This is a genomic window from Streptomyces sp. CA-243310 (assembly GCF_050936775.1).
In the GTDB taxonomy this organism is placed as follows: Bacteria; Actinomycetota; Actinomycetes; order Streptomycetales; family Streptomycetaceae; genus Streptomyces.
Genome location: NZ_JBNJMF010000002.1, coordinates 281346 through 307679, shown reverse-complemented (window position 1 = coordinate 307679; position 26334 = coordinate 281346). Strand labels below are relative to the sequence as shown.

23 protein-coding genes and 1 pseudogene are annotated in these 26334 nt (G+C 71.0%); 14 read left to right on the top strand and 10 right to left on the bottom strand.

Translation table 11 applies throughout. The annotated features are described in order from the left end of the window. Positions 1-271: 271 nt before the first annotated feature. Entirely contained in the window at positions 272-2275 is a 2004-nt protein-coding gene (locus tag ACQEVM_RS18925; protein ID WP_433080545.1) for an AAA family ATPase, read from the bottom strand. Between the two features lie 641 nt (positions 2276-2916). Here ACQEVM_RS18925 and ACQEVM_RS18920 point away from each other — a divergent pair. Further along, on the top strand, positions 2917-3363 hold the full coding sequence (locus ACQEVM_RS18920) for a hypothetical protein (protein ID WP_433080543.1): 447 nt from the start codon (positions 2917-2919) through the stop codon (positions 3361-3363). A gap of 31 nt (positions 3364-3394) precedes the next feature. Here the strand turns inward: ACQEVM_RS18920 and ACQEVM_RS18915 are convergent, their stop codons facing one another. Further along, on the bottom strand, positions 3395-3916 hold the full coding sequence (locus ACQEVM_RS18915) for a TetR-like C-terminal domain-containing protein (RefSeq protein WP_433080541.1): 522 nt from the start codon (positions 3914-3916) through the stop codon (positions 3395-3397). On the opposite strand from ACQEVM_RS18915, the gene ACQEVM_RS18910 reads away from it, so the two are divergent. Both ACQEVM_RS18910 and ACQEVM_RS18905 read left to right on the top strand, forming a co-directional pair. Further along, positions 3881-4384: an SRPBCC family protein gene (locus ACQEVM_RS18910; protein ID WP_433080539.1), complete on the top strand. Its 504-nt coding sequence runs from the start codon at positions 3881-3883 to the stop codon at positions 4382-4384. The two genes, ACQEVM_RS18915 and ACQEVM_RS18910, sit on opposite strands and share 36 nt — an antisense overlap. Before the next feature lie 287 nt (positions 4385-4671). Then, the gene (locus tag ACQEVM_RS18905) at positions 4672-5643 is read left to right on the top strand and encodes a metallophosphoesterase (protein WP_433080537.1); all 972 of its coding nucleotides are present in this window, start codon (positions 4672-4674) and stop codon (positions 5641-5643) included. Between the two features lie 84 nt (positions 5644-5727). Here the strand turns inward: ACQEVM_RS18905 and ACQEVM_RS18900 are convergent, their stop codons facing one another. Next, entirely contained in the window at positions 5728-5949 is a 222-nt protein-coding gene (locus ACQEVM_RS18900; protein WP_433080535.1) for a hypothetical protein, read from the bottom strand. A gap of 205 nt (positions 5950-6154) precedes the next feature. Here ACQEVM_RS18900 and ACQEVM_RS18895 point away from each other — a divergent pair, with 205 nt between their 5' ends. From ACQEVM_RS18895 to ACQEVM_RS18880, 4 genes are all read left to right on the top strand, one after another. After that, the gene (locus tag ACQEVM_RS18895; protein ID WP_433080533.1) at positions 6155-7345 is read left to right on the top strand and encodes an acyltransferase family protein; all 1191 of its coding nucleotides are present in this window, start codon (positions 6155-6157) and stop codon (positions 7343-7345) included. A gap of 227 nt (positions 7346-7572) precedes the next feature. Then, entirely contained in the window at positions 7573-7878 is a 306-nt protein-coding gene (locus tag ACQEVM_RS18890; RefSeq protein ID WP_433085257.1) for an ArsR/SmtB family transcription factor, read from the top strand. Further along, the gene (locus ACQEVM_RS18885) at positions 7875-8267 is read left to right on the top strand and encodes a VOC family protein (RefSeq protein WP_433080531.1); all 393 of its coding nucleotides are present in this window, start codon (positions 7875-7877) and stop codon (positions 8265-8267) included. The genes ACQEVM_RS18890 and ACQEVM_RS18885 overlap by 4 nt, the downstream gene beginning before the upstream one ends. A gap of 111 nt (positions 8268-8378) precedes the next feature. Next, positions 8379-9413: a magnesium and cobalt transport protein CorA gene (locus ACQEVM_RS18880; RefSeq protein ID WP_433080529.1), complete on the top strand. Its 1035-nt coding sequence runs from the start codon at positions 8379-8381 to the stop codon at positions 9411-9413. A gap of 307 nt (positions 9414-9720) precedes the next feature. On the opposite strand, the gene ACQEVM_RS18875 is transcribed toward ACQEVM_RS18880, so the two are convergent. Beyond that, positions 9721-9945: a hypothetical protein gene (locus tag ACQEVM_RS18875; RefSeq protein WP_063839684.1), complete on the bottom strand. Its 225-nt coding sequence runs from the start codon at positions 9943-9945 to the stop codon at positions 9721-9723. Between the two features lie 248 nt (positions 9946-10193). Here ACQEVM_RS18875 and ACQEVM_RS18870 point away from each other — a divergent pair, with 248 nt between their 5' ends. Next, complete coding sequence (locus ACQEVM_RS18870) at positions 10194-10502, top strand: hypothetical protein (protein WP_433080527.1); 309 nt, start codon at positions 10194-10196, stop codon at positions 10500-10502. A gap of 98 nt (positions 10503-10600) precedes the next feature. Here the strand turns inward: ACQEVM_RS18870 and ACQEVM_RS18865 are convergent, their stop codons facing one another. Further along, complete coding sequence (locus ACQEVM_RS18865; protein ID WP_433080525.1) at positions 10601-12208, bottom strand: alpha/beta hydrolase; 1608 nt, start codon at positions 12206-12208, stop codon at positions 10601-10603. 384 nt (positions 12209-12592) lie between these two features. Here ACQEVM_RS18865 and ACQEVM_RS18860 point away from each other — a divergent pair, with 384 nt between their 5' ends. Then, complete coding sequence (locus tag ACQEVM_RS18860) at positions 12593-13780, top strand: glycoside hydrolase family 64 protein (RefSeq protein ID WP_433080523.1); 1188 nt, start codon at positions 12593-12595, stop codon at positions 13778-13780. Positions 13781-13891: 111 nt separating this feature from the next. Here the strand turns inward: ACQEVM_RS18860 and ACQEVM_RS18855 are convergent, their stop codons facing one another. Next, a complete protein-coding gene (locus ACQEVM_RS18855; RefSeq protein ID WP_433080521.1) occupies positions 13892-15385 on the bottom strand; it encodes an APC family permease in 1494 nt (497 codons plus the stop codon). Between the two features lie 223 nt (positions 15386-15608). Here ACQEVM_RS18855 and ACQEVM_RS18850 point away from each other — a divergent pair, with 223 nt between their 5' ends. Both ACQEVM_RS18850 and ACQEVM_RS18845 read left to right on the top strand, forming a co-directional pair. Further along, positions 15609-17210, top strand: a complete 1602-nt coding sequence (locus ACQEVM_RS18850; protein WP_433080519.1) for a right-handed parallel beta-helix repeat-containing protein — start codon at positions 15609-15611, stop codon at positions 17208-17210. 643 nt (positions 17211-17853) lie between these two features. After that, positions 17854-18270 carry a TOBE domain-containing protein gene (locus ACQEVM_RS18845; protein WP_433080517.1) on the top strand — a complete coding sequence of 139 codons (417 nt, stop codon included), beginning with the start codon at positions 17854-17856 and terminating at the stop codon, positions 18268-18270. A 295-nt stretch (positions 18271-18565) separates the two neighbouring features. Here ACQEVM_RS18845 and ACQEVM_RS18840 read toward each other — a convergent pair. Beyond that, positions 18566-19533 (bottom strand): annotated as a pseudogene (locus tag ACQEVM_RS18840) (agmatine deiminase family protein). 441 nt (positions 19534-19974) lie between these two features. After that, the gene (locus ACQEVM_RS18835; protein WP_433080515.1) at positions 19975-22038 is read right to left on the bottom strand and encodes a SpoIIE family protein phosphatase; all 2064 of its coding nucleotides are present in this window, start codon (positions 22036-22038) and stop codon (positions 19975-19977) included. Positions 22039-22402: 364 nt separating this feature from the next. On the opposite strand from ACQEVM_RS18835, the gene ACQEVM_RS18830 reads away from it, so the two are divergent. The 3 genes from ACQEVM_RS18830 to ACQEVM_RS18820 all read left to right on the top strand — a co-directional run bounded on the left by ACQEVM_RS18830 (position 22403) and on the right by ACQEVM_RS18820 (position 24821). Then, a complete protein-coding gene (locus ACQEVM_RS18830) occupies positions 22403-22747 on the top strand; it encodes a DUF6355 family natural product biosynthesis protein (protein WP_433080513.1) in 345 nt (114 codons plus the stop codon). A gap of 174 nt (positions 22748-22921) precedes the next feature. Then, positions 22922-23923: an ArsR/SmtB family transcription factor gene (locus ACQEVM_RS18825; protein WP_433080511.1), complete on the top strand. Its 1002-nt coding sequence runs from the start codon at positions 22922-22924 to the stop codon at positions 23921-23923. A gap of 244 nt (positions 23924-24167) precedes the next feature. Then, positions 24168-24821, top strand: coding sequence for a GAP family protein (locus ACQEVM_RS18820; RefSeq protein WP_433080509.1), 654 nt, complete (start codon positions 24168-24170; stop codon positions 24819-24821). A 63-nt stretch (positions 24822-24884) separates the two neighbouring features. Here the strand turns inward: ACQEVM_RS18820 and ACQEVM_RS18815 are convergent, their stop codons facing one another. Both ACQEVM_RS18815 and ACQEVM_RS18810 read right to left on the bottom strand, forming a co-directional pair. Beyond that, positions 24885-25772, bottom strand: coding sequence for an NAD-dependent protein deacetylase (locus ACQEVM_RS18815; RefSeq protein WP_433080507.1), 888 nt, complete (start codon positions 25770-25772; stop codon positions 24885-24887). Between the two features lie 40 nt (positions 25773-25812). Beyond that, a complete protein-coding gene (locus ACQEVM_RS18810) occupies positions 25813-26250 on the bottom strand; it encodes a hypothetical protein (protein ID WP_433080505.1) in 438 nt (145 codons plus the stop codon). Positions 26251-26334 lie beyond the last annotated feature (84 nt).

Sequence of the window (26334 nt, the reverse complement as noted above, 5' to 3'; positions counted from 1 at the left end):
GATTTCCTTCGGTGGATGTGATGAAGCGTCAGGCGGCGTCATCGAGGTGAGGCCGGGCCCGCCGGTTCAGCGTCGGGGCCGCCGCCGCCCGGCCGTCGGTCGGGAGAGGCGCCCCGCCCGTGTGGGGCGGAGGAGGTTCATGACGCACAGCCTCCTGCGAGGGCCTGTCCACTATCCAGACCCGCCAGGCGCGAGGACTGTCCACTCCTGTCCGCGCCTGTCCACCACCCGGCGCCACCGAAGGCGGACGCCCGCCCCACCCCACCGTGGCCTACCGCGATCGGGGGCCGTCGAGTTCCTGTTGCCACAAGGCCTCGCAGAGCAGGTCCAGGCCCTGACGCAGGTGACGCCGGTAGGTGCCGTACGGAAGGCCGAGGCGGCGGGCGGCGGCTTCCTGGGTGGGTGCGCCGGAGAAGTACCCGGCCGCCAGGGCCTCGCGGGCGCGCACCCCGCGCGGGTCCTGCGCGAGATCGTCGACGGCTCGGCGCAACAGGGTGCGCAACTCTGCGACGGGGTCACCGAGGTCCGCCGCGAGACGGCTGCGCAGCAGGGCGCAGGCCGCGAAGGCCCCGGCGTCACGCCAGTGCGCCAACGCCTCCCGTACCGCCTGGTCGAACAGGGAACGCGAGATGGGCGAGGGCCCGGGCGAGACCGGTTCCTCGGCGGTGGACATGAAGTTCCGGAGCCACGCCTCCACGGGTGTCCGGCGCCAGTCGACGCTGAACAGGCCGTACGTGTACGCACCGACCCGCGGGCGGGCGCCGGTGTCGGCGAGGGTGCCCTTGACGCGTTCGGCCCAGGTCTCGGCATCCCGGTACACGGCGAAGCCGTAGGCCCGACCACGGGCACGGGCCGACTCCGCCTGGGCACGGGAACTGCTCAGGTCGATGACGCGCGAGGGGACCTGGTACCGCTCGGGGTAGACCGAGAAGCGGCTGATGCCGATGTGCTGGCCGGGGCTCACCGGCGCGGTGGCCTCGGTGTGCTGCCACGCGGCGGCGACGACGGGATCGGCGGCCAGGTCCTCGGGGTCGGCAGGGGCCGCCAGGGCCAGCCGGGCCGTGAACGCCACGATCCGGCCCGTGTTGACGAGGCGGTAGACGCTGAAGGCCTGTGGCTGGCGCCGAGCCCAGTAACGGACCAGTTCCGCGGAGGCGGGCCCTTCGGTGTCCTCGGCCATGCGCAGCACCGCATCGAGGTCGTCCGGGTGCAGAGGACGGTCGTGCACCTCGTCCTCGCGGGACCAGGTGCGCAGCCGGGCCAGGGTCTTGCCTTCCCGGAACAGGTGGAACAGCTCGTCGGTGACGGTCCACACCTGCTCCTCGGGTGCCTCGCGCAGGAGGCGCAGGTACTCGTCGGCCAGGCGCCGGCGCATGGCCTCGAAGGCGTTCGGTGCTCGCCAGCGCAGGTCGGCGGCCAGCGTCTCGCGTGCGGCGTCGTGCGGGTGGAGCCCCCGGTGCGTGGATTCCATGAAGGGGAGGTCCCTCAGCCAGGAGAAGAGCCGATGGGCGTCCTCCTCCGGCAGGACCGCGGTGAGCAGTTCCTCGGACGTCGAGCGGGCTTGCGCCGCCACCTCCAGGGCGCGACGGTGGGCCGCCGTGGGCACCTCGCCGATCAACCCGGCCAACAGGGTGCGCAGGACGTCCGCCGAGGGTGCCCAGATGTTCTCCTGGGCGCGGCCGGCCGATCCCGACGCGGCCGCGAGGGACAGGGCCAGCGGATTGCCCCCGGCGAAGCGGAGTACGGGGTCACGGAGTTCGGGCCTGATCCGGGCGGCCACCAGCAGGCTGAGGGCCTGGTCCTCGGAGAACGGCTCCAGTTCGGTCACGTGCAGGAGCGGTGACCAGGCGGGGTCTGCGGTCCACTGCGGCTGTGGGGCGTGCCGGCCGGCGAGGACCACCAGCGCGTCGTCGGCGGCACGGGGAAGGAACCGGTGCCACAGCCGGCTCTCCAGCCACTGGCAGTGCTCGAAGGAGTCCACGAGCAGGACGGTGCCCGGGACCTTCACGAAGGCGTCGGCGGCGCGCTCGAAATCGACGGGGTCCCGCTCGACGAAACGACCGTCGAGTTCGACGAGCGGCCGGCCCGCCGCACGAGCACGGTCCGCCATGCGCCGCAGCAGCGTCGACTTGCCTATACCGCCCGGTCCACACACGTAGAACGCGAACGGCGCCTGTGGATCGCCTGCCAAAGCCGCCTCGAACGTGTCGAGTTGTTCCTCCCGTCCGATGAACGCCCGCTCCCGCGTCCTGATCAGTCTCTCTCCTACGGACACCACATCGGCTCCCCTCACCGCGGACCGGCCCCGGGCGGGACTGCCCGGGGATCCTCTTCGGGCCCGCCGGTCAAGCGAGGCGCGAAGGGTGGCACGCCGACGCTCCTCGCCGGTCCCGGACGCGGCACAGAGCGTCCACTTCACGCCACTTGACGGCTGATTGAAGCAGAAGGTGCCCGGATATCGGAATGACGGCCGTGAAAAGCGAAGGAGGCGGGACGGCGCCGCGGCTCCGGCCGGCCCCGCCGACCGGGTCGGAGGGCGCCGCGCACCGGCTGCGCTCGTGGTCGCCCGCCTCGCGCCACGCGCGGATCCCGCCGGCCGCTGGGGGCGTACGTACGTGTACAGCGAGGTCGGGCGCGCACGGGTCGGACCTGCGGGGCCCGGTACGCGGGGCCGGGGGAGGGGTGTGCGGGGCGGGTGGCGTCGGGTGCGGGATCGACACCTCCGGCCCGGCGGGGGAGGATGGGACGGACGGATCGATTCCGCCCCGCTGCCTCGTCGCCGTTCGCCGTTCGCCGACGGCAGATCGAGGAGCGCGGGCCCCGCGAGAGGGCCGCGCCGTGCTGCGCCGGACGCAGGCGGGCGTGCCCCCGTCGTCACGCTCCCCTCACGCCTTCACGTCCCCTTCGGGAGGATCCATGTCGCACCGACGCATACGCCGCTCACTGCTCGTCCCCGCCATGGCCGGCTCGCTTCTCGTCGCTCCGGCCGTCCTCGCATGGGGCCAGGCCGCCGCCGCCCCCACCGCCACCTGCTCCATCTCCGGTGTCTTCCCCAACGGGAAGGTGCACCTGTCGGGCGGCGGCTTCACGCCGGGTTCCGCGTTCCTGTCCTCGCCGACCGCCGCGGGTGGCTCGTTCACCATCGGCGGTGACGGCGGGTTCCAGATGATGAACGTGGAGAACGCCAAGTACACCGTGTCGCAGGGCAATGACCGCACGGAGTGCAGCGGCTTCAAGGAGTCGACCGAGAAGCAGGACGACTCGACGCAGAACGACCAGAACCAGAACGACCAGCAGAACCAGAACCAGAACGAGCAGCAGAACCAGAACGACCAGAACCGGAACCAGCAGAACCAGGAATGACGGAGGTGCGGACCAGTAGTGGGCGGGGGCCTCAGGATCGAGGTTTCAGCAGGTCTTGCAGCTCCGCCGCGAAGAGCAGCGCCGGGTCGAGGTCCATGCGCGCGAAATGACCGGCGAGTTCCAGTGACAGGACGCCGTGCAGCCGGGTCCAGAACGTCAGGAACCGGTGGAGGGCCTCGGGCGGGGCGGGATGGTCGGCGGCCCGGTTCCGGTGATCCTCCAGATGGGTGCCGAAGGGCGTCACGGTGTCGCCCGGGGGAAGCGCCGTGCACGCGTCGAGCAGGATCGTCATGATCTCGGAGGAGATGGTGAGGGTGTCCGTGGGGGCTTGGTGGCCGGGGATCGGGGTGCCGTAGACGAGGAAGTACCGCTGAGGGTCCGCCAAGGCCCAGCCGCGCAGGGCGTGAGCCGGCCCGGCAAGGTCTGCACCGGTGGAGGAAGCCTCGCCGAGGACGTCGGCGAGGCTTCGGTATGCCCCCCGGACGAGTTCGGTGATCAGGTCGTCCCGACTGGCGAAGTGGCGGTAGAGGGCCGGCGTCGCTTCGTCCGCCACCGGAGCGAGATCGTCATCAACGCCCCGCTGGACACGGTCTGGAAGCTGCAGACCGACGTGGAGCGCCGGCCGCACTGGCAGACCCCCGTCGAGACGTCGCAACGCCTGGATCGCGGCCCGTTCCGCAGGGGTTCGGCATTCCGTTGGACGGTTCCGGTCCCGCCCAACCCGTCGACTCCCGCCACGCGCCTGGAGATCACCTCCACCGTCCGGCAGATCGAGCGCGGCGCCTGCCTCCGCTGGACCGGCCCCGCGATCGGCGAAGGCCTGCGCATCGACGGCATCCACGTGTGGAACTTCACCAGGGTCAAGGGTGGCGTGCGCGTGAGTACGGAGGAGACGCACACCGGCGCCCAGGTCGAGGCCGACGTCCCCACCGCCACCGCGATCCTCCGCGAGGGCCTCGAAGCATGGCTGCGTGACCTGAAGTCCGCCGCCGAATCGCGCGCCGGCCACCGGCCGCGGTGACGAACGAACCGGACCCGCCCTCCCCGCACACCGGGGTTCAGGCCCCGGGCCCGACACCGGACGGTTCGAACTCGGCCTCCTCGTACGGCTCGACGAGAACGCCGCCCGCTTCCTGAAGCTCGGCGACCTCCCCGACACCGCCCGTACCGACGGACGGACGTGCTTCGCCGACGCCCCTCCCTGTTCGCCGCGAGTCGTTCCATCCCCCACTTCCCTGTGGACATCTGACGGCCGGACGCCCTTGCCACCGTGAGGCGACCGCCCGTTCGACGTCTACGGAGATGGTGATGACGCGTTTCAGGGCACGGGTACTCGGCGTTGTCTCGGCTGCCTTGTCGGTCGGCCTCGTGGCACTCCCGGCAACAGCCGCCGATCGTTCGGCGCCGCAGGCGAAGGCGCCGGAGAAGTTCAGCATCGTGGTTCTCCCCGACACGCAGTACTCGGCGGAGAGCTTCCCGCAGGCCTTCAACGCCCAGGGAAAGTGGATCAAGGAGAACACGGTCGCGCGGAACATCAAGTACGCGATCCACGAGGGTGACATCGTCGACGACTCCGACCAGTCGTCACAGTGGGCCAACGCGACCGGCGCGTTGGGGCAGTTGAACGGCGCGACCCCGTACATCCTCGCGGTGGGCAACCACGACATGGACGCGATGCCCAAGGGGCAGAACCCGATCGTGGTACGTGACGCGGTGGCGTTCAACCGCGACTTCCCACGGAGTGCCTTCGCGAACTTACCTTCGTTCGGCGGCACCTACCCGGCCGCGCAGAACGACAACAGCTTCCATGTGTTCTCGGCCGGAGGTACGAACTGGCTCATCCTCGCACTGAAGTACGCGCCCACCGACGACGAGATCGCCTGGGGCAACAAAGTGATCTCCGAGCACCCCGACCGCCAGGTCATGATCGTGACCCACGCCTACCAGAACGGCACGACGAAGGACAGCGTCGGCCAGAAGCTCTGGACCAGGATGGTCAGCCGGCACCCCAACGTGACGATGGTGTTCTCGGGCCACTACGTCAACCAGGGGGTGATCGTGGAGAAGGGGGTGAACGGAAACACCGTCCACCAGATCCAGGCCGACTACCAGAACCCCGGCACACTCGGCCCGAACAGCTACTTCCGGATCCTCGAATTCAACCCGACGGCGAAGACGGTCAGCGTCCAGACCTACTCGCCGTACCTCGACAAGAGCCTGACCGACACGAAGAACCGGTTCACGCTCCAGAACGTGAGCTTCCCACCCGCCCACCGCTGAACCGTCGACCCCGTGGCCGGCGCCGTCCCCCTCGGTGCCGGCTGCGGTCCGCTCGCGCGCCGCGCCCGCCGGGTTCCTGCGGCGTCACGACCCGGCGGATCGGGACCCCTCCGTGAGCCCGGCGGGGCCGGATGGGCGCGTGGACGTCCATCCGCGCTGATGGAGCCTCTCCAGCCCGTCCAGGAGGAGGTCCAGCGCGAACTCGAACTCGAACTGGTCGTCGCGGCGCCGGCCGCCGACGACCGACGTCCCGTCACGGGCGGCCCCCGCCGCGAGCTCGGCGATGCGCGGGTAACGTGCCGCCATCGCGGGTGGGGTCGAGCAAGAAGCCTGCGTGAGGATGGCCACGTCCGCGCGGCCCGCGTCGCGAGGGGCCGCAGGCGCGTCGAGGGGCCGGTGACCGCCGACTCCCGAGCCCTGTCGACCGGGGCTGCGACTGCCGTTCCTGTGGGAAACCTGTACGGTCCCCGTTGACCAGTTCCACAGGATTGCAGGGGAGGCGGCCGTAAACATGGCCGGGATACGAACAGTCGGCCAGGCGCCGGTAAGGCTCTACGCGCTCGACGCGCTACGAATAACTGCGGCACTCGTAGTCGTTCTGTACCACTATGTGGCGCTTGGCACCGCCTGGGGACTCAGCGGTACGCAGCACCTCTTCCCCACACTCCGCCCCTTCGCCCTCTACGGCTGGCTGGGCGTCGAGATCTTCTTCATCGTCAGCGGTTTTGTGATCTGCATGAGCGCCTGGGGGCGGACGGTCGGCGATTTCGCCACATCGCGCATATCGCGACTCTTCCCCGCGTACTGGGCAGGGATCGCGTTCACGGCCTTCGTGTTGTGGATGCTGCCCGAGCTGTGGCGCATCGACGAGTGGGCCGACGTTCTGGTCAATCTGACGATGTTCCAGGGCGGAATAGGGGTTCCGCATCTCGATCACGCGTACTGGACCCTCTTCGAAGAGCTCAAGTTCTACGCGCTCTTCGCCCTCGTCATCCGCCTCGGGGTCACGTACCGCAACTGCATCGTGTTCATCGGGCTGTGGACGGTCGCCGGCATCGTGGCGCCCTCCACCGACTTCAGGCTGCTGCACTTCTTCGCGATCCCTCAGTACTCCCCGTACTTCATCGCGGGCGTGGCCTTCTATCTGATGCGGCGATTCCGCCCCTCCGGCCTGCTCTGGGGAATCGTCGGCTGCCAGTTCCTCCTCGCCCAGCACTACGTTCGCGGCCGCATGGCCACGAACCTCGGCAGGCATCTCGCGGAACAGCTGCCGGCCTGGCCGGCCCGGATCGTGATCGCCGTCGGCTTCCTGGCCATGGCCGCCATCGCGCTCGGCCTGTTCGACCGCATTCAGTGGAGCTGGCTGTCCACCGTCGGCGCCATCACCTACCCGCTCTACATCATCCACATGACGGCGGGCATTACCCTGATCCACCACTTCCGGGGCACGATGCCGGCCCATGCGCTGGTCGGTACGGTCACCGCCGCGATGATGGTCGTCGCCTGGCTCATCCACCGGTTCGTGGAACGGCCCCTTTCGCGCAGGCTCCGTTCCGCGATGCGTTCCGGCATAGAAGACATCCGACGGAGCACCCCGGTGCAGGCTTCTCCGCCGCGATCGACTCCGCCGTCGTCACCGCCGTCGCCGTTGCCGTCGCAGCGCCGGGACCGTGTCGTCGAACCCGACCTGACCCGCCGCTGACGGAGATTCCGCCGTCAGGGGGCTTCGGCGGTGCCGTGCGGTGACTCCTCGGGGGTGCGTGCCGTGGGGGTGTCCGCCGGGTGCGGGGGGAATCTCGGCGTGGAACCGGGGAAGGGGGCGAGCCGTGTGCTCGCCCCCTTCGTGCGTCCCGGGCCCGCAGTCCGGTCGATGCGGGACACGGCGGCGGACCCTGCTTGATACGCAAGTGAATGGTTGCCTAGGGTGGAATCGCGGCCGACGACCTCTTCAAAGCGTTGGCCGACCCCACCCGTCGCATCATCCTCGACGAACTGGCGGACACATCCGGACAGACGCTATTCGAGATCTGCTCGCGACTGAGCATGAAGCATCGGCTCGGCATGTCCCGGCAGGCGGTCTCCCAGTACCTCGTGATGTTGGAGGCCGCCGGGCTCGTCGAGACGAGGCGGCAAGGCCGCTGCACGTTCCACGATCTGAACACTGCGCCACTGCGACGGATCACCGAGCGATGGCCCGTGCCCGTGACATCCGGACCGGAGGAGAACACCCCGTGAAGATTCATCTGACCAGCGTCTTCGTCGACGACCAGGCCAAAGCCCTGGCCTTCTACACCGAGATCCTCGGCTTCGTGAAGAAGCACGACGTGCCCGTGGGCGAGGAGTACCGGTGGCTGACCGTCGTCTCGCCCGATGAGCTCGGCGGCACCGAACTCCTCCTGGAGCCTGCCGGCCACCCCGCCGTCAAGCCGTACCGCGACGCACTCGTGGGTGACGGCATCCCGCTCGCCCAGTTCGCCGTCGACGACGTGACGGCCGAGTACGAGCGCCTGCGCGGCCTCGGCGTCCGCTTCACCCAGGAGCCCGTGGAGATGGGCCCCGTGACCACCGCCGTCTTCGACGACACCTGCGGCAACCTGATCCAGATCGCGACGCAGCCCCGGTAGGAACTCGCCGAACCGCGCGCCGACCGACGTCACAAGCACCGCCGCGTGAGAAATCGCCGGCCGGGGGTAGGTTGCCCGCCTACCTGACGGACGACGGACAAGAGGCGACACATGGCGGCGCAGCAGGACGGCAAGGGTGGTGCGGGTCTGCCGTCGGCGGTGGTGGACTGCGCCCTCTACGAGGACGGGCACCGCATCCCCGGACAGGTGAACCTGGCCAAGGTCCTGGACCGCATAGACCCGAAGGCGGGGCGGTTCGCGTGGATCGGCCTGTACGAGCCCACGGCGGAGCAGCTGCAGGAGGTCGCCGTGGCCTTCGGCCTGCACCCCCTCGCGGTCGAGGACGCCGTCCACGCCCACCAGCGGCCCAAGCTGGAACGCTACGAGGACATGCTGTTCCTGGTACTGAAGACGATCGTGTACGTGGACCACGACAAGGTCACCGCGACCAGCGAGATCGTCGACACCGGCGAGATCATGGTGTTCGCCGGCCCCGGGTACGCGATCACCGTCCGCCACGGCAGCGCCCCGCCGCTGGAAGGCGTACGGCAACAGCTCCAGGACGACCCGCGGCAGTTGGGCTGTGGTCCCGCCGCCGTCCTGCACGCGGTCGCGGACATGGTCGTCGACCGCTATCTGGAGGTGGCCGACTCGTTCGCGGGCGACGTCGACACACTGGAGAGCGAGGTCTTCTCCCCGGACCGGCCGGTCGACGCCGGACGCATCTACCAGCTCAAGCGAGAACTCCTCGAATTCAAGCGCGCCGTCATGCCCTTGGCCCCCGCGCTGCGAGTCCTCAGTGAGGACAGCCCCCGGATCCCGAGCGAGGTGGCCACCTACTTCCGGGACGTCGCCGACCACCACCAGCGGGTGAGCGAACAGATCCTGTCCTTCGACGAACTCATCACCGGCATGCTCAGCGCCGGCATCGCCCAGCTCGGCGTTCAGCAGAACGCGGACATGCGCCGCATCAGCGCCTGGGCCGCCCTCATCGCCGTCCCCACCATGATCGTCGGGGTGTACGGCATGAACTTCGAGCACATGCCCGAACTCACCTCGCCCTACGGCTACCCCGCGGTCTGGGCGCTCATCATCGTCGTCTGTTCCGTCGTGTACCGGGCCCTGCGGCGCAACAAGTGGCTGTAGGGCCCGCGCCCGCACCTCACCCCCCCCACCTCACCCCCCCACCTCACCCCCCCCACCGCACCCCACCCACCCATGCGGGTGGCCGGAAGTGCTCCGCCGGTGTGGTGGCGGGCTCGGAGGCGGCCGGCTGGTGTGTCCTGACGGGGTCCCGGCCGTCCCGAGACGGACGGTCGAGACCCACCGCCCCCTGCCCCGGGCTGCACCACGCAGCGGCCCCGGGGCAGGGAGAGCGACCACCACCCCGCGCGGGCCGCCCCGTCCGCGCGACCCGGTCCGAACCTGGCCGGAGTCCGCCGCGCGCCTGCTGTCAGGTACCGGAGGTCCAGACCTCGGGGCCGCCGCCTTCCCAGCGGATCGGGCCCTCCTCCGAGAGGTCCACGCCCTCCAGCCCGGCACGCCGGAGGAACTCGGAGACATCGCTCGTGGAGTGCGCGCGGCCCAGGTCCGCGTCCACGCCCAGCGCGTGCACCGTGACTTTCCGCCCGCCCTTCGGCGATACGGGATGGATGACGATCTCCGTCTGGTCGGCCATCCACCCAGCCTGCGTCAGGTCGAACGCGGGAGCACCCCGAGCGATCCGGTCGGGCGGCGCGGCGCCCGACCGGCGCCCGCCGTCGACCCGCGCGTACGTGCCTGCCGCACGCGGTTCGGCGGCCCCGCGGTGGTCGTGCCCGCCGCACGGAACCGGTGCGCCCTGTACACCCGCGCGCAACGGCCGCATGAGGTGGGGCCGACGGGGTATCCGCGCGGGAGCAGCGTGGTGCTGGGTGTTGTCCGGGGGTGGGTGTGGAGAGGGAACGGTTGACGGTGCGGGAGTCGGCTGCCTGGGACCAGCTGGTCGCGGGCCTGCGGGACGAGTCACACGGCGGGAGCCGTGCCCGGCCGGATCGCCGGGCGCGGCGTCGGCTGCCGGTCGGCCTCATGGTGGTGATGGCCACTCTGCTGTGTGCGGCGCTGGCCCTGGTGGCGGCGGCCGGAATGAACGGAGAAGGGCGCCTGGTCTGGGCCGGGGTGGCTGTGTGGATCGCCGCGATCGTGTCGGTCTCCTACGTGCTCGGCCACGGCCCCCACGTGCCCCTGCGGCGCTGAGACCCGAACTCCCTTCGGCGGCGGGCGGCGGCGGTTCAGGCGGTGGAGACGGCGGTGGAGGCGGCGCGAGAGGCGGCGCACGCGTCCGGCGCGACGGCTCAGCGCAGGGCGGGGATCATGTCGCGCGTCTCGTCGACCGCGATCCTCTCGGTGCGCAGGGTCGGCGATTCCGGAGGCGTCTCGTCCGCGCAGACGGTGCCCCGCGCGGGCAGCGTCAGGGTGGCCAGGTACTCGTTGACCAGCGCACTCACGCATGCGCTCCGGTTGTACGCGGTGTGTCCTTCGGCGTTGAAGGTCAGCAGCCGCCCGTTGTCCAGCGTCCGGGCGAGGGCCCGGGCGTCCTGGTACGGGGTGTCCGGGTCCCCGGTCGTGCCGAGGATCAGGATCGGGGCGGAACCGGCCGCCCGGTAGGAGCCCTCGAAGCGGCTCGGGCGCTCCGCCGGCCACTGGGCGCAGGTGGGTGCGTGGTTGTGGTCGTAGGTGGGCGGCCCGAGGCCGATGGGCGGTCCCAGCAGCCGCGCGGAGGCGACGTGTGCGCTGACGAGCGCGCCCAGCAGCAGGGGGTTCGTCGGATAGGCGCGGTCCGCGCATTCGACGGCCATGTTGGCATTGAGGAAGTCGAAGGAAGCGGGGGAGGGCGGGGACAGCAGGAACGAGCCCTGGCGTGCCTGGGCAGCCCGCAGGGCCTCTCCGAGATAGGGCCAGACCTCCTTGCCCGAGTTGATGTTGAACATCAGTCGGTAGGCGAGGGTGTAACCCGTGGCAGGGCGTCCGCTCGCGGTGATGACGGGGTCGGCGTCCAAGTCCCGCTTGAGCTGTTCGAAGGCCTGCCGCGGGCGCCCTTCGCCGAATCCGCAGGTGGCGGCGTTCTGCGCGCACCAGTCGAGGAACCGGCCCATCGCGGTGTCCAGGGCGACGAACTGCCTGGAGTCGTAGGCGTACGGCACGTTGGCGTAGTGCTCCGGATCGTAGGCCCCGTCCAGGACCATGGCGCGGACCCGCCGGGGGAACTGCGCGGCGTAGACGGTGCCGACGTAACTCCCGAAGGAACGACCGTAGAAGGAGAGCGTCTCCTCGCCGAGGGCCTGGCGGAGCAGGTCCATGTCCTTGGCGTTCGAGGCGGTGCCGATGAACGGCACGAGGTCGCCCGACCGTTGCCGGCAGGCGGTGGCGAAGTCGAGTCCCTGCCGAATGGCCCCGCGCAGGGCCCCCGGGCCGGGCACGCCGCGCGCGGCGTCGACGGCGGCGGAGTACTCCTTGTCGTCCCAGCACTCCACCTGCCCGCTGCGCGCCACACCGCGCATGTCGTACCCGACGACGTCGAACGTGTCGCGGAGAGGGGCGGGGAGCGCGTCGTAACTGTCGCGGGCGAAGTTCACGCCGGAGTTGCCGGGACCGCCCGGGTGCAGGACCAGGACACCGGTGCGACGGGCCCGGTCGGCCGCGAGGTGCCGGGTCACCGCGAGCGGGACGGTGGGCCCAGTGGGTCTCCGGTAGTCGAGCGGTACCCGGGCGGTCGCACACTCGAAACCGTCGCCCGGGTCGGCGCAGGGGCCCCAGGTCAGGACGGGAACGGGCGGCGCGGTGGAGGCCGTCGCCGCGGCGGCCACGGGTGCGGCCCCGAGGAGTGCGGTGACCGCGATCAGGACGAGCGACATTCCCCCGGCCACCCGTCGGCGCGGGATGCGGGCAAAACGGTTCTGCATGCGGTGGTCCTCCGTCACGGGTGGCTCACGAGTGGCTGGGGAACATGCGACAACGTAGCCGCCGACCCCGCCGGTCACCAGGAGTTGACGGCCCGTTCCCGGTTTCCGTCGGCATCCGGCCGTCGCGCGGACGCCACGGCGCGGCATGCGGGACCCGTACGCCCGCCCTCTCGGCCGCCTCGTGGACGATCGGGTTCTCGAATCCGTGATCGGGTTCTCGAATCCGTGCCGGATTCATTGACAGAAGGTGAACGCAACCTGATTCTGAGAGCGCTCTCAGTGTTCAAGGCATCTCTCCCCGCCTGCCCGCCCCGCCCCGTCGCCCCCAGGGTGCGAGGGGCGCCGCACCCGCACCGGCAGGCTCCCCCCACCTGGAGGAAGAGCATGTTCCGCTTATCGAAAGTGCTGGGTTCCGGCGCCTCGGCGCTGGTTGTCGCCGCCGGCCTGATGGTCTTCGGCCCCTCGACATCCGCGGAGGCCGTACCGACGACCATCCCGCTCACGATCAAGAACAACTCGGGACGCGGCGAGCCGGTCTACGTCTACAACCTCGGCACCCTGCTCACCACCGGGCAGCAGGGCTGGGCCGACGCCAACGGCACGTTCCACCCCTGGCCGGCGGGCGGCAATCCCCCCACCCCCGCGCCCGACGCGTCGATCGCGGGTCCGGCCAACGGGCAGACGCGGACGATCCGGATGCCCAAGTTCTCCGGACGCGTCTACTTCTCCGTCGGACAGAAGATCGTCTTCAAACTCACCACCGGCGGCCTGGTGCAGCCCGCCGTGCAGAACCCCTCCGACCCCAACCGCAACATCCTGTTCAACTGGTCCGAGTACACGCTCAACGACGCCGGCCTGTGGATCAACAGCACCCAGGTCGACATGTTCTCGGCCCCCTACGCGGTGGGCGTCAAGGCGGCCAACGGCACGGTCAGCACGGTCGGCCGGCTCAAGCCGGGCGGATACAACGCCGCCTTCGACCAACTGCGTTCGGCCGGCTGGGGCGGACTGATCCAAAGCCGCACCGACGGCACACCGCTGCGAGCACTCTCGCCCGGGCACGGCATCGAGGCAGGAGGAATCCCGGCCGGCGCCATGAACGACTACGTCAACCGGGTCTGGAGCAAGTACGGCTCTTCCACGCTCACCGTGACACCGTTCGCGAACGAACCGAACACCAGGTACTTCGGCCGGGTCTCGGGCAACGTCATGAACTTCACCAACGCCTCGGGAGCGGTGGTCACCAGCTTCCAGAAGCCGGACTCCGACAGCATCTTCGGCTGCTACAAGCTCCTGGACGCACCCAACGACCTCGTCCGCGGCCCGATCTCCCGCACCCTCTGCGCGGGCTTCAACCGATCGACGCTCCTGACGAACCCCAACCAACCCGACGCGAACGGCGGCAACTTCTACCGTGACGCCGTCACCAACCACTATTCCCGCGTCATCCACGGCCAGATGGCCGACGGCAAGGCGTACGGCTTCGCCTTCGACGACGTGGGCGCCCACGAGTCGTTGGTGCACGACGGCAATCCGCAGGAGGCCTTCATGACCCTGGAGCCGTACAACTAGGGGTCTATCGTCGAGGTTTCGCCTGGCCCGCGGCGCCACTTCGGCGACAGAGCCCAGGCGTGCCGTACCGCCGGTCCACCCGACGACGAACGTGCCGCGCCGGCTTCGCCTTCAGGGCCCGGGGGTGATGTCGCCCCCGGGCCCCGACGCTGGACCCGATGCGGACCCGGACCCGGACGTGGGCTCGGACGTGGGCTCGGAGGCCAACGCCCGGCGGTCGAAGAGCAGCATGCCGAGGAAGAACAGGGCTCCGACGACGAGCAGGCCCGCGACGATGACGACGGAGGTGAGCGCCTCGTCCGGTGCCACGAGCACGAAGAGTGCGAAGAGGGTCCAGACCAGGGCGCAGACCGCCACGGGCAGTTCGCCGCGCCCCAGGTCGAACGCGCCCTTCTGGCGGGCGAGTCGTCTGCGTACGGCGAGGTAGAGGACGATCGTGGACCCGTAGATGAGGGCGGGAAGGATGGTCGAGGCGGTGATCAGCTCCAGCAGGGCCGAGCCGGGGAGCGCGACCATCAGGACGGCTCCGAGCGCGAGGATCAGGACGGTCGCGGGGATGGGGGTGTGCGTGCGGGGGCTGACCCGCCGCATCACCCGGTGGGCGGGGAAGCGGGAATCGCGTGACATGGCGTAGACGAGGCGCGAGCAGGAAACCATCACGACGATGCCGGCGCCGAAGAACGCGAAGGTGATGGCGACCAGCAGCACACGTTCGGCGACGGAGCCGAGACGGTCGTGCATGATCGCGGCCACGGGCGAGGCCTCGTTGCTGATCCGGGGGATGTCCTCGATCGCGACGGTGAGGGTGATCAGGAACAACATGCCGAGCACGCCTGCCGCCACCACCGATGCGACGATCGCGCGCGGCACGCTGCGGCGGGGATCCTTGGCCTCCTCCGCGAGGTTGGCCGCGGAGTCGAAACCGACGAGGGTGGCCAAGCCCATGATCATCGCGAGCATCAGGCCGCCGCCGACGGCGAAGTAGCCGGGGGTGCCCTCGGTGACCCCACGGGAGGTCAGATTGGCCGCCGATCCGTTGCCCGTGACCAGGACGGCGATGACGAGGGAGATCGCCACCACCACGACCAGCGCGAGTTCGAGTCCGACCGCGGCCGAGTTGATCCAGCCGACCAGCCGGGTCGAGGCGATGGCGAGCAGGGCCTGGACGACCAGCACCACCAGGGTGATCACGCGCGCGGCGTCCTCGTCCGGGCCCATGCCGACCAGCGGCATGAAGGCCTGGCTCGCCAGGGCGTTGTCGATGGCGATCACGGCGATGGCCAGGTAGCAGAACGTCAGCCAGCCGAACCACCAGCCGACCCTCGGGTTGCCGAGCCGGGAGGCCCATTGGTAGGAGGAACCGCTCAACGGGATGCGGGCGGCGAACTGCGCGACCACCAGCGCCACGAGGGTCTGCCCGACCGCGGCGACGAGCCAGAGCCAGATCCCGACCGGTCCCGCCGTCACCAGCACCTGGTCGAAGGTGGCGAAGATTCCGACCGCCACCGAGATGAACGCGAACGAGATCGCGAACACCTGGAAGGAACCGAGCGACCGCTTCAGTTTCCTGCCGATAGCCGGCGCCCCCGGGGGAACCCCCGTCATCGGGCCCGTCCTTCGCGGCCTCCGCCACTTCAGCCACCTCGCCTCTCCTGATCCGGCACAGTGTCCCCGCCCGGTCCGCCTCCACGGCGCCGGTCACGACCGACGCACGGGACCGGCCCCCCGGACGGACGACTCCCCTCCCGGCCGATAGCCTCCCCTCCGGGCCCGGGAGGCCCGTTCAACAAGGCGGATCGACGGGGGAGTACAAGTGCATCGACGCGGCGTGATACTGGCGGCGGGCGGATTCGTGGGCGCGCTGGGAGCCGGCCAGATGGTGGCCGCCGGCCCCGCCGCCGCAGAGGCCGGCGACCGGCGCAGCGTCCACGACGTACTGGCCTACGGCGCGAAGGGCGACGGGACCACCGACGACACCGCCGCGTTCCAGGCCGCCCTGACGGCCGCACGCGCCGTGCCCGAGGGTGCGACCCTGCTGATCCCGCCCGGCCGGTACCCGCTCACGAAGGGGCTCGTCCTCGGCCCCCGGATGACCGTGTCCGCGTACGGAGCCCACGTCCTGCGCACCAGGGACTGCGGGGCCCTGGTCAAGAACTTCGACTCGGTCACCTCGGTCTCCGCCTACCAGGGCGCCGGCGACATCGCCCTGCTCGGCGGTACCTGGGACATGCGCGGCAGCGCGTACCAGCAGCAGAGCGACGCCATCGGCTTCGCCCACGCCGACGGCATCCTCGTCCAGGACTGCACGGTGCTCGACACGCCGTCCGCGCACGCCGTCGAACTCAACGCGGTTCGGCGCGCCCGCATCGTCAACTGCCTCTTCGACGGGCTGCACGTCACCGGCCAGGGTACGGACACCGCCACCAACCGGGAGGCCGTACAGATCACCGGCGCCCTCTCGGCGGTCAGCCTCCCCGCCCCGGCGTACGACAACACGCCCTGCCAGGACATCCTGATCAGCGGCTGCACCCTGCGCGCCGCCGACGGAACCCGCCCGTTCGGCGCCCTGGTCGGCGACCACGGCGGCGCCAAGGGCGTGGTCCACCGCGACATCCGGGTCATCGGCAACCACATCGAACGCAGCGCCGCCTACGGCATCCGCACCACCGACTGGCAGCAGGCCGTCATCGCCGGCAACACCATCGAATCCGTCGGCGTCACCGCCATCCAGGTCGGCTCCCCGGCCGGCAACGCCCTCAACGACATCGTCATCAACGGCAACATCATCCGGAACACCGGCACCGACACGTCCACCGGCGGCGCCATCGTGGTGTCCAGCGGAGGCGACCGGCACAACGGAGTCACCATCACCGACAACACGATCCGTACGGTCAAGGGCGAGGCCGGCATCTACGTCGCCCAGTGCGACGGCGTCACGATCTCGGGCAACACCGTCACGGGGACCGCCCGCCCCGGAGGCAACTCCCAGGGCATCCACGTCCGGTACGCCCAACACGCCGTCATCAGCGGCAACACCGTCACCGACGCCCAGGGCGACGGCATCGGCGTGGACACGGACGCGCAGGGCGCCCTGATCGCCCACAACACCATCCTGAACCCCGCCGGGCACGGCATCGCGGCCGGCGCCGACGACATCTCCCTGCGCGACAACCAGGTCACCGGCGCCAACCGGGCCGGGGCGACGGCCACGTACGGCATCCGGTTCGGCGGCAACGCGGCGAACGCGTCCTGTCAGGGCAACGTCGTCCGCAAGGGGGACGGCCCGGTTCCCGCCGAAGCGGCCGTCGTCGCGCTCCCCGGCTGCTCCGGCACCTGGATCACCGGCAACGACCTGCGCGGCTGGGGCGGCGGCGCCGCCGCGGTCCTCGACAAGGCCGTGGGCACACTGGCTTCCGCGAACGCCATGTGACCCGGCGCGGCACACCGGCCGGCCGTGCGCCGGCGCCGTCGTACCGTATGCGCCGCGGCCGCGGTCGGCTGCGCCGACGGGGGAGACATGCGTACAGGGGCGCACTTGGCCCACCCGCGACGGGGGGGAGCCTCCACCACGCGGTGTCCGGCGCCGTGGTGGAGGAGCCGCGGGGGCGGGGCGTGGCGTCGCCGAAGGCGAACCCGCCGGCCGGTTGAAGGCGACCAGGGCTCTCGTGCCCAACACCTTCGACACGCCCGCCGATCGGGAGGAGCGCGCGTTCGGTGATCCTGTGCACACCGTCCGGGCGGCCTGTGTCCTCCCGTACGTCGCAAATCCGTGAGGTGCGACGGATCGTCTTTCGGACCGTCACCGACTCGTCCGGCGAAGAACGCGCCGCGTGGCTGGAGCAGGCTCCCCGGCACGCGGCGTCACCGCTCGACCAGGAGGACCTCGATCGGTGAGGTCCGAGGTCCCGAATCGTCAGGACGTCGGGCCCGAACCGAAGGTGCGATGCCACAACGGCCATTCTCCTGGCGGATGAGACGGGCTCCGCACGACCGCGGATTCATGCGGCTAGCGTGACGGACGGGGCGGCCGGCAGGCCGCGTCTTCCACCGATCCAGAGTGAGGCGTTACCTTCATGAGCCTGAGCATCCGCAACCAGATCCCCGGCACCATCACCTCCGTCACGGCCGGCGAGGCCATGTCCACGGTGAAGGTCCGTCTGGCGGGCGGTCAGGACATCACCGCCGCGATCACCACCGACGCCGTCAAGGAACTCGGCTTCGCCGAGGGCACGTCCGTCAAGGCGCTCGTGAAGTCCACCGAGGTCTCCCTCGCGACCGGCCCGGTCGAGGGCATCTCGATCCGCAACCAGCTCGCCGGCACCGTCACCGACGTCGTGACCGGTGGCGCCATGGGTTCCGTCAAGGTCTCCGTCGAGGGCGGCGAGCTGACCGCGGCCATCACCAAGGACGCCGTCGAAGCCCTCGACCTGACCGCCGGGTCCTCCGTGGTCGCGCTCATCAAGTCGACCGAGATCTCCCTCTCGGTCTGACCCTCCGAGGCTTCCACGCCGTGACGAGGGCCCCGTACCCGCCGGTGCGGGGCCCTTCGCCGACACCGTCCGAACCCGCGGACCGCCACGGCGTCGGCGACCCACCTCGGCCGTACCGGGATCGCCACCGAACAGGTCCACCCGCACGTCGTTGTCGACCGGCCGGCGCTGCGCGAGACCATCCACCGACATCACGGTCGCGCCATCGACACCACGGTCGCCCTCGACGTCCCGCCCCGGTGCTGTACACCGATGTCCACGCAGGCGAGGCGGGCGGCGTACGGGCGGCCTACGGTCAGGCCGCGGGCTTGCCGGGCTGGTCGTGGGTGGAGCAGTGGATGCCGCCGCCGCCAGAGGCGATCGTGTCGATCGCGATCGGGACCACGTCCCGCTTGGGGAAGTGCTCGCGCAGGATGGCGCGGGCCCGGTCGTCGGCCTTGCCGTCCCCGAACCTGGGCATGAAGACGGCGTCGTTGGCGATGTAGAAGTTGGCGTAGGTCGACACGAAGTCGTCGCCCTCGCCCGTGATCCTTTTCAGGTCGGGCTGCGGCAGGTCGATGATCTCGAAGCGCCTGCCACGGGCGTCCGTGGCCTTGGAGAGCACGGACTTGGCCTGGTCGGCGGAGCGCGACCAGGAGTCCGCCGGCGTGCTGGGGTGCGCGCGGTCCAGCAGGACCACACCGGGCGCGGTGAAGCGCACGAGGCTGTCCACGTGGGCATCCGTGATGTCCTCCCCGCGGACGCCGGCCAACCAGATCACCTTCTCGACGCCGAGGGTCTCCTTGAGTTCCTTCTCGATGGTGTCCCGGTTCTTCCCGCGGTTGCGGTTGTCGTTGACGATCGAACTCTCGGTGATCATCAGGGTGCCCTCACCGTCGGGCTCGAAGGAGCCGCCTTCCGCGACGAGGGGGGCCTGGACCCGGGGATCCCGTACTTCTTGAGCACGGTGCGCCCGACCGCGGCGTCGTTCTGGTGCTGCTTCTGCTTGTTGCCCCAGCCGTTGAAGTTGAAGTCGACGCCGACGACCTTTCCGCCCTCCTCGACGAAGACGGGGACGGTGTCGCGGGCCCAGAGGTCGTCGACGGCCAGCGGGATCACCTCGACCTGGGAGCCACAGGCCCGCTGGGCCGCGTCGACCTGGTCGGGGCGGGCCATCATGACTACCGCCTCGTACTCCCCGACGGCGCGCGCGATCCTCGCGATGTCCTCGCGTACGTAGCGCAGGTCCTCGTGCCAAACCGAGGTCAGCGCCGGCCACGACATGAAGGTGCGGGTGTGACTCTCCCACTCGGCGCCCAGGCGGCGCTTGGCACCCGCGGTGGAGGGCTGGGAGGAACCGGCGGTGGCGTCGACCGTGACTCCGGACGCGGGGGAGCACGCCGAGGCGCCCGCGACGGCGGCGCCGATTCCGGCGAGGGTGCGAAGGACGGTCCGTCGGGTGGGGGGCAGGAAGGACACGGGAGAACTCCGATCGTGGGCCGGTGGAAGGGGTGCGTCCGGCCAGGGCGAGCGAGAGGAGGCGGCTCGGCTGCACGCGGCGGGTGCGGCAAACCGGTCCCTACGGACAAGAGTGCGCGCTCCGCGCCGCAACGGCCGCCCCGCACGGTCAGTGCTGCGGCTTCGGGGACCACTCTGGCACTGACTGAAATTTCAGTCAACTCGCGAGGTGTTCCCATCCGGCCGCCACCATCGCCCCGGATCGCCTCAGGGGCCGGTCAGGCGGGCGGTGAGCAGGGCGATGTCGTCGTCGGCCGAGGCGGGCACCAGGTGGGTGACGAGACTGTCGCAGAGGGCGTCGAGGGACGGCGCCGGCTCGGCCAGAAGATGGGTGAGCTCGCTCAGACGGTCGTCGATGTCGGTGCCGCGCGCCTCGATGAGACCGTCGGTGTAGAGAACGATCACGCTTCCCGGCACGAGCGTGATGTGAGTGGTGGTGAAGCGGGTGGGGCCGACGCCCAGGGGGAGCCCCGGCGGTACGTCGAGAAGGCGGGCGACGCCGTCGGGGGTGACGAGCGCGGGCGGAGGATGGCCGGCGCAGGTGATGCGGCAGGCCCCGGTCGCCGTGTCGAGATCGACGTAGAGGAAGGTGGCGAGCATCGGGTCGGCCAGGTCGTCCAAGGCGGCCTGGAGCTGGTGGAACATGTCGTCGTGGTCGAGATCGAGCCTGGCCAGGGCGCGGACGCTGGCGGAGAGCCGGCCCATGACGGCTCCGGCCTGGATGCCGTGCCCCATGACGTCGCCGATCACCAGCGCCACGGAGTCGCCGGTCAGGGGGATGACGTCGTACCAGTCGCCGCCCACCTCGTTGACGTCGCTGGCGGGCAGGTAGCGATGGGCGACCTCGATGCCGGGGGGTGGGGTGATGTGCTGGGGCAGCATGCTGCGCTGCAGGATGAGTGCGGTGTCGTGCTCGCGGTGGTAGAGGCGGGCGTTGTCCACGCACACGGCGGCCCGCGCGGCCAGTTCGGTCGCGAGGGCGGTGTCCTCGTCGCCGAAGGGCTCAGGTGTGGCGCAGCGGTAGAACGTGGCCAGGCCCAGCACCGTCCCCCGGGCGAGCAACGGCACCATCATGAACGAGTGCACGCCGTGCTTCAGCAGCTCGGCCGGCGCCGCGGAGTGGCGGGCCGCGGGCGCGATGGACTTCTCGTCGAGGCGGGGGATGACGAAGGCGTGGCGGTCGGCGAGCGCCTGGGTGTAGGGCGCGGCCGACGGGAAGACCAGGGTCCGTCCGAGGGGGGCGAGGATCTCGGCCAGGGGCGAGTCGGAGGGGGCTTTGCCCAGGCGGCGCAGGCGGGCCCCGGCCACCAGGCCGGAACCGATCTCCCCGCCCGCGGCCAAGGACTCCAGGACGTCGACCGTGACCAGATCGGCGAGCTCCGGGACGGTGACGTCGGCCAGTTCCTGCGCGGTGCGCTCAAGGTCCAGGCTGGTGCCGATGCGGTACGTGGCCGCGTTGATCAGCGCGAGGCGGCGCCGGCCGGCCTCGGCCTCCAGCTGGGTCTGCTCCTGGAGCGTGATGTCGATCAGGGACGCGGCCAGCCCGAGGGGGTGCCCGTCCGTGTCCTCCAGCCTGGTGTAGGAGCACGACCACACCCTGTCCTGGTCCGGGGCGGCCGGGGTGCGGCCGATACGACGGGAGTCGAGGACGGGCCGACCATCCGTGAGCACCTGCCGCATCAGGACCTCCATGGCGGCCGCGTTCACCCCGGGCAGCACCTCGGCCAGACGCCGGCCGACGTGAGCCGCCTCCGGCAGGCCGTTCATCGCCTCCAAGGCGGGGTTGACCCGCAGGAAGCGCAACCGGGTGTCGAAGAGGGCGATGCCGACCGGGGAGCGGGCGAACAGTCCGTCCCACACCGCGGACGAACCGCGGATCCGTTGGGCGGCGGCGGCATCGGCGGCGAAGACCAGCACGGTCGTCCCGCCGCGCGGACGGGCAGGGACGGGCGCCGCCCAGATCTCCACCTCCACCGGGTGGCCGTCCCGGTGCCAGGCGGTCACGGTGCCCATCACGCCGCGGGCGGTGACGGCCTTCTCCCACAACGACCTGCCGAGACTCCGGTCCACACCCGGATGCAGCAGATCGGCGATGTGGCGGCCGATGACCTCGCGCGGGGCGTATCCCAACAACTCGTGGGCGGCCATGTCCCACCGCACGATCCGGCCGTCGCTGCCGGTGGCGAGCACCGCCACGGGCAGCCCCCCGAGCCAGCCGCCCGCGGCCCGGGCGGCAGAGCCGGTGACCTCGTCGAAGGGCTCGGGATCCATGCGCACCGCCTCTCGCCCGTCGAGAGATCCGTCTCCCGCAGCCTGAGGAGTTGCCCCACATTGCCCCACATGCCTACGTTACCGCCGCCGGGACCAGGCGGTGTCTCGTCGTCGCACAGCCCGGTCGCGCCGTGAACGGTCGCGGCGCGCCTGGCCGCGCACGTTTCCCCACAGTGCTGAGGCAGACCTGCGAACCCGCGTGCGAGAGCGAGGCGAAACAAGCCCGGGAATGGTCGGATAGGGGCTCTCACCTGCGGCTTTAAGTGGTCGCTTAGAGGCTTGTCGCTGCGCGGACACCTCTGCCAGTCTGTGCTGCGGCAAAGGGGTGAAGGCCCCCACTGAAACGAAGAGGAGTGTGGCAGGAATGCAGCGCTTACGGGTCAACGGCATGCGGCGATGGATGGCGGTCGCCGTTCTCGGCTCCGCTGCGGTGATGAGCACGATCACCCCCGCCAGCGCGGGCGGCGCGGGCAACACGGGCGGCGCGGGGGGAGCGGGAACCCGTGCCGCCTCACCGTGCGGGTACTACGCGGGCAGGGAGATCGCGTTCTACAACCACTGCGGCCCCACCACGATCAAGATCAAGCTCGATGTCGTCCGGGGCTTCGACCGGACCATCTGCGTCGGACCCGGTGATACGCGGCTCGGCCTCAAGAGCCAGATCAGGGACGCGAACTACGTCGGTGGAGCCGGCTGCCGCATCACGTAACCCTCTACGGCGTGGCGTGGCGTGGACGTGCCCGCTGTGACTCCGCGCCCGGCCGTGGGGCACCCGAGCCTGTTTCGCCTCGATCCGAGAGGCGATCGGAAGGCGTGTGGTGACCCTGGCCGGGGAATGCTGCGGGGGCGCGGGCACGCTCCAGCACCGGCAGGGGGCCGATCGGTGTTACGCATTCACTTCACGGCGGAGGATCTCGCGCGGACACGCGTCGCCGCGACGATCGGGGTCGCGGCGGAGACCTACTACAGCCTCGAACTGCTGCGGGGGAGCGGGGACAGCCCTCACTTCCGCTCGTGGCGGTCAGCCGTCGCGGGTCGCATGGGGGCCGACACCCGCCCGTTGACGTCCCTGCTGCCGGTGCGTGGCCCCGGGCTCGACCTGCTCGCCCTGATGGGTGACGGGCCCTGCCTGGAACACGCCGTGGACAACCTGCTCCACGCACCGGCGGCCCGCCTGCGACGAGAGTTCGAGGGCATCGACTTCCCCCTGGAACACCTGCCCTGGGCGAGGCGGGTGTCCGAAGGGGACCGTGAGGCACGGCGGGAACTCGCCGAGGCATTGCGCGCCTGCCATCGGCTGGCCGTGGAGCCCTACTGGCACAAAGGGCGGTCCGAACTGGCCGCGCTGTCCTCCCGCTACATGAACGTGCTGCTCGAGGGAGGGGTCGATCTGCTGCTGCGCTCGCTCTGCGCACCCCTGGTCCGCTGGCGGCCGCCGGTCCTGGAGGCTCCCTACCCGCGCGGGATCGAGGTCCACCTCAGAGGAAGGGGACTCATCGTCACCCCCACCGTCTTCTCGCCGCGCGCGGTGAGCCTGCTGTGGGACCCGCTCGACACCACGCAGCCACCCCGGCTGACGGTACCGGCCCTCCGCGAGCCGCTGGCCGGCGCCGGACCGACCGGTGCGTCCGGCTCCTCGGGCCGAAACCTGGAGTCCCTGCTCGGCCGCACGCGAGCCGCCGCACTGCGGGTGACGGCCGAAGGCAGCACGACGACCGAGCTGGCCCGCCGCCTCAACGTCTCGGTGGCAGCCGCCAGCCAGCACGCGACGGTGCTCCGGAACGCGGAACTGATCACCACCAGCCGCCGAGGTGGATCCGTACTGCATCGCATCACCCCCTTGGGGCTCGCCCTGCTGAGTCCCGTGGCCACCACGGAGCCGTGAAGCCGTGAGCCGGCGCGAACACGGCACGGGGGGTGGGGCTTCGGCGAGGCAGTGCCTCATCGGCCGTTCAGGTCGGTAGATTGCGCACGCCTGTCGGGGGCCCGCCACCGTCCGGAGCTTCGGGACACGGGCCCTGTCCGCTCGGCGCCCGACGTGCCCGCTCGGCGCCGACGCGCACGACAAGCGGCGTACCCGGCCGGGGTCGTACCCCGGGCGGGGGGACGCGCCGCGAGGAGGTTGGCCCGTGGGAGAACTGCTCGGCGAGGTGGTGCCGCTCGCACTGGGCATCGCGCTGTCGCCGGTTCCCGTCGTTCCCGCGGTCTTCCTGCTCTTCACGCCCCGCCCCCGGGTGACCGCCGGGTCCTTCCTGGCCGGCTGGACGGCCGGCGTTCTCGCGGTGACGGTCGCCCTCGCACTGCTCGCCGCCGTCATCGAGGTCCACGAGGAGACCCCCACCTGGGCGTCCTGGACCAAAGCGGTCCTCGGCGTGCTCCTCCTCCTGCTTGCCGTGCGACAGTGGCGCTCACGAGCCGAGAAGGACACCCCGGCCTGGATGCGGACCCTCACCGACGCCACCCCGGCGAAAGCCCTGCGGCTGGGGCTGCTGCTGTCCGCGGCCAACCCGAAGGTCGCCCTGCTCTCGGCGGCGGCCGGCCTGACCGTCGGTTCCGCCGAAGCGGGGCCGACCCTCGCGGTGACGGCCGTGGTGGTGTTCACCGCCGTCGCGTCGTCCACCGTCGCGATCCCGTTGCTGCTCCACATCGTCATGGGGGAGCGGGTCCTGGGCCCTCTGGGCCGGGCGAGGACCTGGCTGGAGATCCACAACAGGGCCGTCACCGCCGTGGTCCTGTCGGTGATCGGCGTGCTGCTGCTCGTCGAGGGCGCCGCCGGCCTGTGACCGGGACGACGACCTCCCCGGGCCCGCACACCTTCGGACCCGATCGGACCCGATCGGCAGCCCTCAGTCGCCCATGGGGATGTCCAAGCGGTCGGCCAGGGCGCTGAGGGTCGTTCCCAGGGGGAGTTCGACCCGGGTGACGGCGTGCCTGTCGCCGCGGGTCGGATCCCGATTGACGATCAGTACGGGCTTGCCGGCCTGGGCCGCCTGACGGACGAAGCGCAGTCCGGACATGACCGTCAGCGAGGAGCCCAGGACCAGGAGGGAGGCCGCCGCACCCACCAGTTCGCGGCAGTGTGCGACTCGCCCGGGCGGAACGGTTTCGCCGAAGAACACCACGTCCGGCTTGAGGATGCCGCCGCAGTGCGCGCAGGGCACCACGGCGAAGTCCCCGACCTGTTCGTCGGTGAGGTCGGCGTCGCCGTCGGGGTTGAGTCCCGCGGCCACTGGTGCGAAGCCCGCATTGGCCTCTTCCAACCGCAGGGCGAGTTCCCGGCGCGAGCCGGAGGCGTCGCAGGAGAGGCAGACGACCCGGCCCAGGCTTCCGTGGAGCTCCACCACGTCCTCGCTGCCGGCGGCCTGGTGCAGTCCGTCGACGTTCTGGGTGATCACGCCCGACAGCAGTCCGCGGCGCCCGAAGGCCGCCACCGCCCGGTGCCCGGCGTTGGGCCTGGCGCGGCCGAACGTGCGCCAGCCGAGGTGGCTGCGCGCCCAGTAGCGGCGTCGGGCCGCTGCGCTGGTGGTGAAGTCCTGGTAGGTCATCGGGGTGTGCCGGCTCAGGCTTCCGCCCTCACCCCGATAGTCGGGGATGCCGGACTCCGTGGACATGCCCGCCCCGCTCAGCACCAGCACCCCACCGGCCTCCAGGGCATCGGCGACGGGCCCCGGATCGGTGGTGCCGGGCCGCAGGTCCTCGGTGGGGGTCCAGGTCAGAGTGGGACGCATGCGCATGACGCCAGCGTACGCAGCACTCGGCGTCCGGCGTAGGCGATCAGCCTCCGTCGCCGCCGCGGGCCCCTCCCTCGCCTCCGAGCCCCGACGTGCCCCTCTCGTCGGGGCCGGGCCGCAGGTCCAGCATGTTCAGCAGTGAGGCCAGGTCGTCGGGGCCGGTGGTACGGGACGCGACCGCCTCGTGAGCCCGGTCGCGACGGGCGGCGCCACCCGCGGAGGCGTCCGGGCCGCCGGGTGGCGTCTTCGCGTCGCACCGCGACCCGTACATGGCGGCCGGGTCGGTACCGACCCGCGGGCCGGGGCACATCCGGTGCTCGCCGGCGGAGGCACAGACCGCGGCGGACACGGCGGCCGTGCGCCGCCGGCCGCCCCGGACCGCCACGGTCACCGTCCGAGCCAAAAGACGCGGGTGGAGCGCGGCGGGCCGGAACAGGGAGCCGACGGACAGCCGCCGAACGGTCCGGCGAACTTCTGTCATGGGATTCTCCTCACTGCGAGCGGTCATTTCCGGCGACGATCACGATCTCGGGCGCCTGGTGCGTCCGTGACGCCGCCGCCGGCC

Bases quoted from the DNA above. Each gene is read 5' to 3' on its own strand.
- ACQEVM_RS18920 (WP_433080543.1), top strand. From the start codon at position 2,917: ATGTCGCACCGACGCATACGCCGCTCACTGCTCGTCCCCGCCATGGCC.
- ACQEVM_RS18845 (WP_433080517.1), top strand. From the start codon at position 17,854: ATGAGCCTGAGCATCCGCAACCAGATCCCCGGCACCATCACCTCCGTC.
- ACQEVM_RS18875 (WP_063839684.1), bottom strand. From the start codon at position 9,945: ATGGCCGACCAGACGGAGATCGTCATCCATCCCGTATCGCCGAAGGGC.
- ACQEVM_RS18835 (WP_433080515.1), bottom strand. From the start codon at position 22,038: ATGGATCCCGAGCCCTTCGACGAGGTCACCGGCTCTGCCGCCCGGGCC.
- ACQEVM_RS18830 (WP_433080513.1), top strand. From the start codon at position 22,403: ATGCAGCGCTTACGGGTCAACGGCATGCGGCGATGGATGGCGGTCGCC.
- ACQEVM_RS18880 (WP_433080529.1), top strand. From the start codon at position 8,379: ATGGCGGCGCAGCAGGACGGCAAGGGTGGTGCGGGTCTGCCGTCGGCG.
- ACQEVM_RS18905 (WP_433080537.1), top strand. From the start codon at position 4,672: ATGACGCGTTTCAGGGCACGGGTACTCGGCGTTGTCTCGGCTGCCTTG.
- ACQEVM_RS18860 (WP_433080523.1), top strand. From the start codon at position 12,593: ATGTTCCGCTTATCGAAAGTGCTGGGTTCCGGCGCCTCGGCGCTGGTT.
- ACQEVM_RS18815 (WP_433080507.1), bottom strand. From the start codon at position 25,772: ATGCGCATGCGTCCCACTCTGACCTGGACCCCCACCGAGGACCTGCGG.
- ACQEVM_RS18865 (WP_433080525.1), bottom strand. From the start codon at position 12,208: ATGCAGAACCGTTTTGCCCGCATCCCGCGCCGACGGGTGGCCGGGGGA.
- ACQEVM_RS18900 (WP_433080535.1), bottom strand. From the start codon at position 5,949: ATGGCGGCACGTTACCCGCGCATCGCCGAGCTCGCGGCGGGGGCCGCC.
- ACQEVM_RS18855 (WP_433080521.1), bottom strand. From the start codon at position 15,385: ATGACGGGGGTTCCCCCGGGGGCGCCGGCTATCGGCAGGAAACTGAAG.
- ACQEVM_RS18895 (WP_433080533.1), top strand. From the start codon at position 6,155: ATGGCCGGGATACGAACAGTCGGCCAGGCGCCGGTAAGGCTCTACGCG.
- ACQEVM_RS18810 (WP_433080505.1), bottom strand. From the start codon at position 26,250: ATGACAGAAGTTCGCCGGACCGTTCGGCGGCTGTCCGTCGGCTCCCTG.